We start from the raw sequence: 13,260 nt of genomic DNA, 5'->3' as shown, positions 1-13,260 counted from the left end.
GAAACGTGGTGGCAATTTAGATAAAAGAACTAAGGAAGGCCAAGTTGCTATTCTTTTGTCTACAGATCGTAGTAACCACATGATTGACGGTGTTTTATCTGAGGATACTGCATCTGAAATTCAGCGACATTTAGCACCTCATATAAGCAATAATTCGGTGTTATGTAGTGATGGTGCATGGGCTTATACCATTCCGCTTAATATAATGATCAGGTTTTACGCAGGGTAAATTACTCAGGTCAAGGCGCATGATTGAGTAATAGCCGGCTATTGCGATTGAATGCAACGCAGATATTAGTCATTTAAACCAGTAAAAACGATCAGTTACTTAGCCGGATTGGTATTATATGAGCATTGCTAAAATGACACATTGTGATCATAAGCGATTAATTAGTGGTAAAAATAGAGTGATAGATAGCATTTATCATATTCAAACCGTCAATGGAGCGATTGCTCATTTCAAAGGGTGGATTGATGTAAAAATGCGAGGAGTTGCAATAAAGTACTTGTCGCATTATCTTGCTTGGTTCATGGAAAGTCGTTCAAACCCTAATTATCAGCAAATTTTACAATTTGCATATGGGGGACAACAGTAAAATGGAACAGAGCCTTAATTTTATAGTTTAAATTTCTTGGGGCATTATAACTCATCATTACGATCAAATGACGTTAATGCGATATCTCGTTCTCCTTTACGTAATTTATCAATCGCAGTGGATATTTCAGAGATAGGTATAAATATTATTTTACGCGCATAAAAAGTGATAATAATGGTCAATATAATGATAACTGCTGTTGATAAGCCTAAAATTCATGACAGTTGACTTGCTAATGTTACGAGACTAGACATTGACTCATTTATCTTTAAACGAGCCGCATCAGATAAGTCATCGAGTAGTTTTTCTGCCTTGCTAAACCCTTGGTGCTCTAAATCATCTATCACTTGTATCGCATCAGATTTACTGCTTGCCTGATAAATATTAAAAACTTTTTCTCCGCCAGATTTTAGTTCATTAAACAGACGCTCAATCTCTTTTATGCGAATAATTTCATCAGGTTTTGCTCCAATGGTTTCAGTTGTATAAAATAAGTTTCAAACTGTAACGCATCTTCATAAAATGCACGTTTTGCACCACTTTGTCCGAGTAAAAAATAGGAAGAGGCGAATAGTCACTATTAAATTGTGGTTAAATATACGCTTATATTTTAGGCCAAGATAATTGCTTCAGGTCATCAAGTAGATTAAGCTGCTGAGTCAATATTTCAGTGTGAAATAAGTCCCCTTTTTCTGGCAGGCAACAAAAACTGAAAAACTCATTTTTCAGGCTAAAGTTAATTTGATAAGCATGTAGATAACCACGATCGTAGCAAGACTGTTTTTCTGCATAGAGAGGATCGCCACAAATCGCACTGCCAATACTCTTCAGTGCCACACGAATTTGGTGTGTTTTACCCGTTTTAGGTTTAACAACAAACAGACGTTTTCCCTCAGTTAAGGGATAACTAAAAAACTGAGTGATCGCTAAATTCTTTTTTTTAATGGTTAACTTCCACATAGAGCGACGTGATTTTTCCATGCCTCCTTTAATTAACCCCTGCTTCTTTTTCGGTTTTTTATCACTAATAGCTAAATAGTATTTTTGTATCTTTTGCTCTTTAAATAGCGTTGCAAGTTCATGCGCCACAACAGATGATTTAGCCAATAACAGTAAACCAGAGGTCATTTTATCGAGACGATGCACACTGTATAATTTCTGTTTTAGAAATTTTTCCACCGCGACCACTACACCAAACTCCCCCTCTTCACAGTGAAAGTTGATACCCGCGTGTTTGTTGATAACAATAAAATGTTCATTTTCAGAAACCATTGAAAAATAGTCTGTTGCATTAATACTGTGCACAATTAAATCCATATTGAGAAAGTAATTTAGGTAAAACAGCGATTATCTCTTTGTATTCAGGCAAGCCTGAAAAGAGTGTTTGTAGCGTTTTATCTTCTGTTTGGTAATGCGCTACTTTACTGAGGAGTAATAGGCAAGTTTGCTGTAATTGCGCTTTATCTTCATCATCAATAACCCCATAAGGGTCACGCGCCTGTATGCTGAGTTCTAATCCACGTAGATAACCTGATGTATAGCTAACGGCTTGGTAAGTTGGATTACCAGAGTGATCAAGCCAATCTTTAGTCTCAATGGGCAACGGAATATTTTCATTAAAAAGAGTCTCAGTCTCACTGATCAACGCTAATAATGTTTGACTGTATAATATAGCCCGTTCATCATTTTCAAAGCTAGGTTCTTTTTTATCAAGCCAAATTAATTCCATTCCAATACTAAGATCAATGTAGAGTAATCCCATGGTATGAATAATGGCAAGTGCATGGTCGATATCAACACAGTTTTTTTTAATATCATCAAGTTGATATAACTGCTGTAATTGTTGAAATGCTTTAATAATTCCCCCTTAAGGTAAAAAACCCACCAAAAGGTAGGTTTTATTTACTTAGAAATACAATATTTTCTAGAATAATGCGTGTGAAAGATCAAACAAGTCTTGGCGGAATGGACGTTTCATCTCTTCTAAACACTCAATAATATCATGATGAACCATCTGACCATTTTGAATGCCGATACAACGTGCACTTTTACCTTCTTTTAAAAGTTCAACGGCATAAGCGCCCATACGACTTGCTAAAATTCTGTCAAACGCCATCGGGGATCCGCCACGCTGAATATGCCCTAAAATAGTAGCCCGTGTCTCACGCCCTGTTTTTTCTTCAATACGTTTAGCCAGCGCATTAACATCTGTTACATGCTCAGTGATAGCAATAATGGCATGTTTTTTACCTTTCTCTTCGCCGTGTGCAAGCTGAACCAATAACTCATCTTCATTAAACCCTATCTCAGGCACGATAACATACTCACTGCCACCAGCAACAGCAGCCCATAGTGTTAAATCACCACAGTAACGCCCCATAATCTCAACAATAGAGATACGATTATGTGAAGATGAGGTATCACGTAAACGATCGACGGCATCAACAATGGTATTTAAACAGGTCATGAAACCAATGGTATAGTCAGTGCCTGCAATATCGTTATCGATGGTGCCTGGAATACCGATACATGGATAGCCCATCTCGCTGAGTTTTTTAGCGCCCATGTAAGAGCCATCTCCACCGACAACCACCAATGCTTCAATACCATGCGCTTCTAAATTTTGGATCGCTTCACGGCGTACACTTTCCTTTTTAAATTCAGGAAAACGTGCAGAGCCTAAGAATGTACCACCACGATTAATAATGTCAGATACTGATCGGCGCTCTAATTTTTCAATTTTGTTTGCATGAAGTCCAGCGTAGCCATCGTGGATACCGTAAATTTCGATATCGTTCGCTAGACAACTACGTACCACTGCACGAATAGCAGGGTTCATGCCCGGTGCATCACCGCCACTTGTTAAAATTCCGATTTTTTTAATCACGCTTTACCTCAACCAATTATGGAAATATTTTTTAAATTCTGTTCAACCGTTATACAAGATAGATACGGCATATTTATGACACGGTTCTATTTATCAGACTGAATGCTAATAAGAATATTTTAGACAGTTTTTCGATAAACGCAGTGTACCTTTTTTTCTAATGATGTGCTTAAATGATCATAAATTTTCGTAAAATAACGGACAATCAAAAAATATATAACACACATCAAATTATTGAGTGATTATCTTACAGTAAAGTAATGCTTTCTTTGTTCTTTCGCAAATAAAGAGCTTAAACCGAGTCATATTGCTGTCATATTAATCAATTAAATTAAGACAACTTAAATAACAGGAGATAAAAATGAGAAACAAGAAAAAAACACACCGTAGTAAGCATATCTGGTACTCGGTTTGGAACAGTAAAAACACCAATCAAAGTCCAAAATGTGACGCTATCTATCAACCGACACGTCACTCAACAAAATAAAACAGCGCAAACACGCTATTTTATTGCATTAACAATTAACCCAATGTATCTGAAGCCACTTTGTAGGACGGATCTTCAATCACGTTAATTTCAACTAAAATCCCCGCTTTGTTTAGCAGTTTACGACAATCTCTACTCAGATGACGAATATGTACTTTTTTACCTTCACGAGTATAACGATCGGTTAACGTGCTAATCGCTTCAATCGCAGACTGATCAACCACACGAGAGCCAGCAAAATCAACAATCACATGCTGTGGATCATTTTGAATATCAAACAGATCGAGGAAGTTACTGGCAGAGCCGAAAAATAGCGGGCCTTTAACACGGTAGGTTTTTTTATCTTCATCGTTATTTATTTCACTGACTACATGAATATGTTTTGCATGCTCCCATGCAAATACCAACGCAGAAACGATAACACCAATAAATACCGCAATCGCTAAATCAGTCATCACGGTGACTACACTGACGAGTACAATCACAAACGCATCTTTTTTCGGTACATTAGACATCATCTTAAAAGAGGCCCATTCAAAGGTACCTAAAACGACAATAAACATCACACCAACCAGAGCAGCCAGTGGCACCATCTCAATCAGGCCAGATGCAAAAAGAATAAAGGCAAGCAGTGCAAGTGCAGCGGTAATACCTGATAAACGTCCTCGACCACCCGAGTTAATATTGATCATCGATTGACCAATCATTGCACAGCCACCCATCCCCCCAAAGACACCATTAACCATATTAGATGCTCCCTGCGCGATACATTCTTTATTAGCGCGTCCACGGGTGCCCGTCATCTCATCAATCACCGTTAACGTCAATAGAGACTCAATCAAACCAATAGCCGCAAGAATTAATGCGTAAGGCAGAATAATGTTTAATGTTTCTAGCGAGAACGGTACAGCAGGCAGTGCAAAGGTAGGCAAACTACCCGCAATAGTCGCATTTTCATCGCCCGACATAATACGTAAGAAGTCAACCACAGTGCGAGTATCAAGAGCAGGTACAAAATAAACTAATGAGGTTACAACAACGATTGCCACTAATGTTGAAGGAACAGCAGTGGTTAATTTAGGAAGAAAATGAATAATTGCCATTGTGAGTAATACCAAAGCAAGCATGATATACAGTGGCGCACCTTGTAACCATTCAAACTCACCCGCTGTATTTTTGACTTTAAATTGTCCAAGTTGTGCAAGGAAGATAACAATCGCTAGCCCATTTACAAAACCTATCATCACCGAATGGGGAACCATACGGATAAATTTACCCAGATGGAACACACCAAATAAAATTTGTACTAAACCCGCTAATAATACCGCCGCAAACAGGTATTGCACACCATGCTCAGCAACCAGTGACACCATCACCACAGCCATTGCACCTGTTGCACCTGATATCATGCCTGGTCGCCCACCAAATACCGCGGTAATAATACCGACCATAAAGGCGGCATAAAGCCCAACCATGGGATCAACACCGGCGACAAATGCAAAAGCCACCGCTTCTGGCACGAGTGCCAAAGCAACGGTTAAGCCTGATAAAACATCATTTTTAACACTGTTCTTACTGAACTTGGGAAACTCAAACACGCTTATTATCCTTTAATTTAACACTCAATTTTGTGGGCGCAAATTATAGCGAGTTTTTTAAGCAACAGCAAAACAAACATTTTTTAGTTATATTTTCATAACTATTCAGCACCCCATCAAAATTAAGGTATTTTAATAAAATAGCGTTGTAAATACTCAGGGCTAAGCCATTTATTTATGTCTAGTCAAGGCAAAAAAGTACAGTCTAGTCGTTTAAATGAGCATTTTTAACATAGTTATCACCAGATAACAGAAGCTTTAATTTGACTACACTTTAAATGGCAACGACCTGAGTCGTTACATGTTTTTTGGCTCTGTTCCATAATATTGTTGTCGGTTAATTTACAAGTATTTAACTCCTTGTAAATGTTGAGATTGAATGAAATTCAACTTTTTTATAATGCCATGTAATTCAAAGGATTGCATCGTGACAACAGTAAAATGGAACAGAGCCTGAGCGATCCCCACGAATATTAACAGCATGCTTGAGGCTCTGTAATTAATTGCTTTAATGCCTTTATTGCTTCAAGCCAATGCTGTTTTAATAACTGATGTTACGTAGTTGAGGCTTGTTCTAGGTGCAAAGCCTCAACTGCGTAACATCAGTTTATAAGATGAAAAGAAAAGGCTCTCGCGACCAGAATGAAACCAGCTTGGGACACAGGATTATAGCTCGCTTGATTGTATTTTTTATCATTGATAGTCTGGTTCGCAACTCATCAGGAGCATGGGATTTAGTCCATAGCTCGAATATATGTCAGAACGGTTTACTGCAGTAAACCAATGAGTCAAGTAATCGCAAACAAGTTAGTACGGGGACTTTAGAATTAATGTCATTACGAATATAAGATTATTTTTATGTTCTAGATTTGTTCGTCTTGACAACAAGTGAGCGTCCATGTATGTCCTGTCTTTATCATAGTAGCGTGGCGTTTTGATGTAGCTAAGATAAAAAAATACCTAACTGTGCTTGTGATAAGTTAATGGCAATTGATCAAGTAGATATATTCATATTGTTTATTTCATGAGATAGTTCACATCATCGACCATTAAATTACGCGAATTAAATATGAGCAATACCGAAATCAATCTAAAGTCACTTATTGGCGATAATACACGAGAAGAATTTTTAAAGTTACTCAAGTCTCGAACACCTTTTATATCCCATGGTAATACAGAATCCCTTAAAGATTTAATGAGTCTTCCCTTTCTTTATTCTGTTGAAAGCCTTGCTGCCTGTTGGCGCGACACTGTTGATGTCTTTAACCCAAAGATTGCAGATGAGATTTCAAAGACCTCAATCCCTCCTGAAGACGCTCTCCATGAATATAATAATGGAAGCTGTATTCTCTTTAATGACGTCAATAGAATAATTCCTGAGTTTGACATTTGGAATCAACAAATTAGAAGAGAAATTGGCTTCTCTGAGTTGACCTATGTTAGAAACTTAGTCTACGCAACACCAGCGGGGAAAGGAAATGCTCCTCATTTCGATCAGAATTTTAATTTTGTTATTCAATTAGAAGGAACAAAAAAATGGTGGTTAGCAAAAAACAACACCATTAACAATCCAATGACTCGTCATGTGATCGGGCAACCTGCTGACCATGAACTAGAAAGTTATACCGCTAAACAATTTCCAGAATCATTCCCCACAGATTGTACTGAATATATATTAGAACCAGGCTCAATTCTCTTCGTACCACGAGGAGTTTGGCATATGACCGAAGCAGTGACAGATGCTGTTTCGTTTAATTTTACTTTTACACCGCCGACTTGGATTGATATTGCGACTACGGCCTTAAGAGAAAAACTATCTCATTCTGAGAAGTGGAGGGAATCGGCCATTATCGATGACAAGGGTCCTCACAACAGTGAATTCAACAAACTTCTAAATGCGTTAAGTGCCGATGCTGAGCATTGGAAGTCGGTTGATTTTTTGGAAATTACTGAGCATCAATAGATATAACTAATATCCATTGGCTGTAATCCCTTCATGTATCTAAGAGTCACCATTAGTAAGTTCTGGCCAAGTGGATGTGTACAAGTTCAGAACTAAATTTGAAGCCAAGTATCGTAGTGCTGATGGCCATTTTGTTAGGTCTAAAGCTAAAATTCGGGTTGATAACTGGCTATATATGGCTGAGATTGTGCATGTTTACGAGCGCAAGTTACCCATTGAAGAGGATGTATACTGCGACTTCTATATTCCAACTGGCAAAGTTTATATTGAGTATGGGAGTTATGAAAATGAGCCAAAGTACCTCGCAAGAAAGAAAAAGAAGATTGAATTACATAAAAAATACAATTTCAACTTAATCGAATTACAAGATAAAGATGTTCAAAACCTAGATGATGTATTGCCAAGATTGCGGCTTAAGTTTGGTGTGCAAGCGTATTGATTAGCAATCCATGCAACGGTGGGACACTATTCTCCGTTGCAAAAATTACTCGCGAAGGTATTTAACTGATACTCAGAATTTTTCTACAACGCGGAAAGCCAGTACACCCCCAAAATTGATTGCCTGCATTTTTACCTTTCTTCGTTTCTCTTAACACCATACCAGAACCACATTTAGGACAAGATGGGTCGATGGTGTTCTTTTGTTGAATAACTACTTTTGGGGTGCTTTTAGTGTTAACTATCTTTCTTTATGTGTCAGTTTAGTTTTTAAACCACGTGATAAGCGCCCTGCTTCAATGGTTTTTAGCATTTCATTAATTTGCTCAATCGTGAAGTAAATTTGCTGTTTTGTTTTGATGTATTGCACACAGCCACGCGCATAAGTGACATTTTCAGGCATAAAATACCCGTTACCATTCAAGGAGCAAAATTCAGCAAGCGGTAAGGTGAACAGATTCTAGGCAGGAAGTTGAAGGTCTAACGGGTTCAATCAAAGCTTACTAACAACGAAGGTGTTTTCCTTACCACTTGCCCTATGGGTCGCTAGCTCGAAAACCAATTCGGCGTTACAACATTCGATAAGGACTAGCCATTGTCTTCATGTTGCGCCTTGCCTAGGTATCCGAGCTAGCGACTGAATAAAGCTCTTTGATTGGTGACGGGTATTAGTTTAAACGTACTGTCACCGATAAACACAATGACAGAATGAATCTGGTCACTTAGTAACCCCAAACAACGGGCTAAGGTGTGTGTATGTTTATAATTTTGATGCAGTGGATTTTGAAACTTGACGGAGTATTTAAAAATTTTTTGTGTCCACTGCTTTTGCTTAGCAGATCCAAAAATCCAGCCTTTCATATTTTGGGTGTCAATCACAAACACACCAAAGGGTGAAACCACAATATGGTCAATCTGAATTGTGCCATCATCCGTTGGCAAAGTGACATTCTTGATTAAGGTGTAGTGCTTTTTGGGTAGGAACTTAGTTAATAAAAAGTTAACTAAGCACTCGCCCCAAATGCCTTTACACCAAGCCGATTTTAGAACAACAGGTAACAGAAAGAGTGGGATAAAATACCAATAAAGGCCTAATGCATTAAAGATGATCGGGGTAAAGTCCATTTTAAATCCTTGGGGTTAATAGTTAGCTGTTAGTCAATGGCAAAATGATCCTCGCCATGAAATTCAGTCAAAGTCTTTGGCTGTCCTGATCTTTTATTCCAATATTTGTGGCAGAACCAAAAAATCATTAAGGGGTCACTCAATGGTTGTACCTATAAAGATGCATTTATTCGCATCGCGTTAAGCCAATAACCACGGTGCCATTGCAACGTTACAAAAAAATACTCATATGCAAAGTGATTCGCATATTGCAATTGCTCTACGACAACAATCTGAACTCAACATAACTAAAAATTACACACCACAGTAAGCAACTGTTAAATAACAACAAATAATAAAATAATAAAATCACTAGTAATGGCATAACGATTGCCCTACTAGGTAAAGATATAAAATAAATTAGCCTAATACCTACTGAGATATAAAAAGGATAAGTTATGAGTCAACAACGATGTAAACGAATAGCGATAAATTCATGTTGGTTGGGGTTAGTATTGATACCTTTTATCTCATCCTGTGGCTCTTCTGGCGGATCAGCAGACACTGAAGTAAAACCGCCAGTGATAGCGGTGGCAGGCAGTGAAACAGTCTCTCCAACCCCCATCCCCCTCAATGGAAATAATGAACTTAGCCAACAGGAAATCGAACAGATGGCGGTAAAATCACTCAATACCGCAGTCATTGATGATAGCTTTACTTTTCAAAGCCAACGTCGCATCACGCTCGATTTACACTTTACACACCCACAACTTGACACAAAATTAGGCATTTATAGTGCCCTGGATCCACACAGTGACACCCCGATTCACTTATTAGAGCTGGGTATTATAAATCAATCTAATCGCTATCGAAGTAGCTTATCAATCAGTACTGATATTGAGTCGATATTCATTGTCAGAAATGATGATAGCAATAATTTTATAGAGATTGCTATCAACCAAAACACGACTATTTCTTATCACTTTGAGGAGTATTAACATGAAATTTATTGCCCCTCTATTTTTACTATTAACCGGCTTGTTGCCCTTCACTGTTGTAGCTGATCCCCAACTACAGGCCCAGCAGCTAGACATATTAACCCCTGACTATAAACAATTTGCAGCCGCCGTTGCTCTTTCTGAAAATACCACCTTAATCGGCGCGCCCGGACTAAGCAATGCCAGCGGTCAAGCATGCCTCTATCAACGTATTGAACAAACATGGGATCTATCCAGCTGTTTAACTCCACTTTCTGCGAACGCGGTGACAGCAACACAATTTGGTAAAGCGCTATCCATATCAGGAGAACAGCTGATTATTAGTGCGAACAAAAAACAAACGGGTCAAAATGGTGTCGTTTATATCTTTGAAAAAATCACGGGAATTTGGGTACAGCAAGCTGAACTTATTAATCCAAGCAGTGTTAAAAACGACCATTTTGGCGCAACCGTGAGCATTTCAAAAAACTATGCAGCCATTGGCTCGCAAGGTATCGCAGCCAGTCATCAGGGGGCGGTACATATTATAACTAAAAGCGCTGGTACTTGGGTTGCTGATGTAACAATTACACCGGAGTCTACTTACAAAAGCGCACATTTTGGATCTTCATTGATGCTTTCAGGTGAGTTTCTCATTATTGGCGACAATGAGTATGGACGGGCAAAAGAAGGCGCTGCATATATTTATCGTCGCGTGGATGATATATGGCAAAAACAAGCCAGTTTGATGGGCGGACATATCACTAAAAGTGCAAAATTTGGGAGTTCTGTTGCAATTTCGAGTACCTATGCCGTCGTGGGTGCACGCGCAGAGAATAACCCAGAGATCAAAAAGAATAAAAAAAGTGGTGCAGTGTATGTTTATAAACGCACCGGTTCAGTGTGGGCTCTACAAACAAAACTTATCGCAAGTGATGCTGCAATGGGTGATAACTTTGGGTCGAGCGTGGCGATATCAGGTGATCACATTATCGTGGGCAGTGAAAATTCCAATAACTCACGGGGCTCCGCTTACCTCTTCCAAGAAAGTGATGGAATCTGGAAGCAGCTATATAAATTTTCAGATGAGGATGCTGCAACACAAGATACTTTTGGACACGCATTATCAATCAATGAAGATTATGTGGTGATTGGGGCTAATAACAAAAGCATGGAGAATAATAATGAAGGTAATGCTTATATTTATTATCTCAACAGAGATACCAGTCCCTCGTTAAGTGAACAAACCTTATCTAATACCCTGTTACAACTCACTTATAATTCAGTCCTATTGGATAGTGATGGAGATGGCTTAAGTGATATGGATGAAATAAATATTTTAGGCACAGACCCAATGGACAGTGACAGTGATAATGATGGATTAACCGACAGAGAAGAGATCACCATTTACCAGTCAGATCCGCAGTTAGTTGATACCGATAATGATGGCTTAACCGATTTAGAAGAAGCGGTTATCTATCACTCCGATCCAACACTTATTGATAGCGATAATGATGGGTTTACTGACTTTGACGAAGTCATGTTTACCAAGACAGACCCGACATTAGTTGATTCTGATAACGACGGGTTTACTGATCAACAAGAGATTACAGAAATGAATACCAGCCCCATTTTAGCGGATACCGATGGTGATGGGCTGACCGATAATGAAGAGATCAATATATTTAACACGGACCCCGTGGTCGCAGACAGTGATAATGATGGCTTTAGCGACGGCAATGAGGTCTATTTTTACGAAACATCCCCCCTTGACAGTAGTGATGTACCTACGGTTGAAACGCAAAGTACTTCTTTCTCCCCCGCGCAAGGTCAATATGGCACCATCGCCTTTGAAGATGAATGGCCCCTCACCGGTGATTATGACTTTAACGATGCGGTGTTCGATTATAACGTTGAAGAAAGCAAAGTAGATGGACTTATTCAGCGTATTGTTTTTAAGGTATTACCCGTCGCACGTGGCGCTGCATTTGATAATTCATTACGGATGTTAATCAATACGCCTATTTCAAATATTGCTAATGCAACCATGAAACTAAAAGGCACTACCCGCGTATTAATGCCGATTGCAGATGGTAATCAATCGTTATTTATTATTATAGAAAGTATCAAAGACGCTCTGCCACCACCACCAGGGTATCAGTTATCAAATACCTTTAGTGGTAGCTTAAAAGTGACGGGCCATTTATACACACTTAGCATCACTTTTAACTCCCCTATTTCATCATCCGCCCTTGGTAGTGCGCCTTATAACAGCTTTCTATCACGTGTATTAGAGACCGGTGAGCACATCGAAGTTCACTTTCCTGGATACTTTCCTTCCAAGCAGGCCTCAAAAAGAAAATTTGGATCACAGCATGATGATTCAAACCAAAGCCAAGATAGGTATTATCAAACGAAAGAGAACTTACCTTGGGCGATGTCTATCCCTGCAAAATGGCACCATCCCAAGGAACACGTGGATCTCTCAAATGGTTACCCTGACATCTTAAATTGGGCCTCGAGCAAGGGTAAAAAGAATAAAAATTGGTATAAGAGTAAACGTAACTCAAAATTTGTGTTTGATAGCGTATCTGACCTTTAAGCCAACGTCTTATCACGATATTTTAAAGCATCGATACGTAGATCCCTTGCAAAGGAAGCGAACCATTTCTCGTTTTCCTTTTACCCTAAGTGGCAATGAAAAGACTAAGTGCTAATGCCCCCATGAGGCAAAGTAGCGTTAATAAAGGAAAGCCCCTGCGGTTGTCCGTTGTGGCGCTGTTGATTTTTGGATAGAAAGCCGTGTCTTTTAATTTAAGCGCATTTTCGGAGTCAGATCTTGCTTTTTGCTTCTTTGGGCAAAAGGCAAGATCTGACCCTCTGCCCTCATTGACGACGATGTTCAAAATTTTGCCCTGTATATTTATCTTCACCACACAAAAAAGCACGACGAACACAGCGAGAAAGTCAGTGGTAGTAAGGGGTATCAATAAGTGAAATTAATGAATCACGGGATTGAGTCATTATTGCCTCCAAAGATTAATCAGTGGTCATTATTTAACCACAGATTAACCTCGAAATTCAGTCAAAGTTTACGGATGTCCCCGATCTTTCATTGGCGTCGGTGTTCAAAATTTTGCCCTGTATATTTATCTTCACCACACAAAAAAGCACGACGAACACAGCGAGAAAGTCAGTGGTAGTAAGGGG

General features: G+C 38.9%; 14 protein-coding genes and 2 pseudogenes. 7 read left to right on the top strand and 9 right to left on the bottom strand.

What is annotated here, in order from left to right; genetic code table 11:
• Together G322_RS23925 and G322_RS20790 are read left to right on the top strand one after the other, a co-directional pair.
• Positions 1-229, top strand: a pseudogene (locus G322_RS23925) (IS1595 family transposase); the annotation flags it as partial.
• 109 nt (positions 230-338) lie between these two features.
• A pseudogene (locus G322_RS20790) lies at positions 339-596 on the top strand (IS1595 family transposase); the annotation flags it as partial.
• A 44-nt stretch (positions 597-640) separates the two neighbouring features.
• Here the strand turns inward: G322_RS20790 and G322_RS23420 are convergent.
• The 5 genes from G322_RS23420 to pfkA form a co-directional block, all read right to left on the bottom strand.
• The gene (locus G322_RS23420; protein ID WP_022942189.1) at positions 641-778 is read right to left on the bottom strand and encodes a hypothetical protein; all 138 of its coding nucleotides are present in this window, start codon (positions 776-778) and stop codon (positions 641-643) included.
• A 33-nt stretch (positions 779-811) separates the two neighbouring features.
• Positions 812-943: a hypothetical protein gene (locus tag G322_RS24565; RefSeq protein ID WP_281166523.1), complete on the bottom strand. Its 132-nt coding sequence runs from the start codon at positions 941-943 to the stop codon at positions 812-814.
• A gap of 256 nt (positions 944-1,199) precedes the next feature.
• Entirely contained in the window at positions 1,200-1,901 is a 702-nt protein-coding gene (locus tag G322_RS0112965; protein WP_245542320.1) for a TIGR01621 family pseudouridine synthase, read from the bottom strand.
• Positions 1,888-2,325: a hypothetical protein gene (locus G322_RS0112960; RefSeq protein WP_022942187.1), complete on the bottom strand. Its 438-nt coding sequence runs from the start codon at positions 2,323-2,325 to the stop codon at positions 1,888-1,890. Before G322_RS0112960 ends, G322_RS0112965 begins: the two co-directional genes overlap by 14 nt.
• A 195-nt stretch (positions 2,326-2,520) precedes the next feature.
• Positions 2,521-3,483 (bottom strand): 6-phosphofructokinase, encoded by a 963-nt coding sequence (gene pfkA, locus G322_RS0112955; protein WP_022942186.1) that lies wholly within the window; start codon positions 3,481-3,483, stop codon positions 2,521-2,523.
• A 361-nt stretch (positions 3,484-3,844) separates the two neighbouring features.
• On the opposite strand from pfkA, the gene G322_RS24560 reads away from it, so the two are divergent.
• Positions 3,845-3,970 carry a hypothetical protein gene (locus tag G322_RS24560; protein WP_281166522.1) on the top strand — a complete coding sequence of 42 codons (126 nt, stop codon included), beginning with the start codon at positions 3,845-3,847 and terminating at the stop codon, positions 3,968-3,970.
• Between the two features lie 35 nt (positions 3,971-4,005).
• Here G322_RS24560 and G322_RS0112950 read toward each other — a convergent pair whose 3' ends face one another.
• Positions 4,006-5,568 carry a SulP family inorganic anion transporter gene (locus G322_RS0112950; protein ID WP_022942185.1) on the bottom strand — a complete coding sequence of 521 codons (1,563 nt, stop codon included), beginning with the start codon at positions 5,566-5,568 and terminating at the stop codon, positions 4,006-4,008.
• Between the two features lie 1,069 nt (positions 5,569-6,637).
• Between G322_RS0112950 and G322_RS22350 the strand changes: the two genes are divergently transcribed.
• Positions 6,638-7,531, top strand: a complete 894-nt coding sequence (locus tag G322_RS22350) for a JmjC domain-containing protein (protein WP_022942184.1) — start codon at positions 6,638-6,640, stop codon at positions 7,529-7,531.
• A gap of 175 nt (positions 7,532-7,706) precedes the next feature.
• Complete coding sequence (locus G322_RS20780) at positions 7,707-7,970, top strand: hypothetical protein (protein ID WP_245542319.1); 264 nt, start codon at positions 7,707-7,709, stop codon at positions 7,968-7,970.
• Positions 7,971-8,031: 61 nt separating this feature from the next.
• Here G322_RS20780 and G322_RS23920 read toward each other — a convergent pair whose 3' ends face one another.
• The 3 genes from G322_RS23920 to G322_RS20770 form a co-directional block, all read right to left on the bottom strand.
• A complete protein-coding gene (locus G322_RS23920) occupies positions 8,032-8,163 on the bottom strand; it encodes a topoisomerase DNA-binding C4 zinc finger domain-containing protein (RefSeq protein ID WP_425413896.1) in 132 nt (43 codons plus the stop codon).
• A gap of 47 nt (positions 8,164-8,210) precedes the next feature.
• Positions 8,211-8,372 (bottom strand): hypothetical protein, encoded by a 162-nt coding sequence (locus G322_RS23915; RefSeq protein WP_022942182.1) that lies wholly within the window; start codon positions 8,370-8,372, stop codon positions 8,211-8,213.
• Positions 8,373-8,599: 227 nt separating this feature from the next.
• Positions 8,600-9,094 (bottom strand): nuclease-related domain-containing protein, encoded by a 495-nt coding sequence (locus tag G322_RS20770; RefSeq protein WP_022942181.1) that lies wholly within the window; start codon positions 9,092-9,094, stop codon positions 8,600-8,602.
• A gap of 437 nt (positions 9,095-9,531) precedes the next feature.
• On the opposite strand from G322_RS20770, the gene G322_RS23410 reads away from it, so the two are divergent.
• Positions 9,532-10,071 carry a hypothetical protein gene (locus G322_RS23410; RefSeq protein WP_156873964.1) on the top strand — a complete coding sequence of 180 codons (540 nt, stop codon included), beginning with the start codon at positions 9,532-9,534 and terminating at the stop codon, positions 10,069-10,071.
• A gap of 1 nt (position 10,072) precedes the next feature.
• Positions 10,073-12,652, top strand: coding sequence for an LruC domain-containing protein (locus G322_RS0112915; RefSeq protein ID WP_028866621.1), 2,580 nt, complete (start codon positions 10,073-10,075; stop codon positions 12,650-12,652).
• Positions 12,653-13,260 lie beyond the last annotated feature (608 nt).

Origin of the sequence: Psychromonas hadalis ATCC BAA-638 (assembly GCF_000420245.1) — a bacterium.
Classification (GTDB): Bacteria; Pseudomonadota; Gammaproteobacteria; order Enterobacterales; family Psychromonadaceae; genus Psychromonas; species Psychromonas hadalis.
Note: the sequence above shows the minus strand (reverse complement) of the source record. Positions and strands in the feature narration are given on the sequence as shown.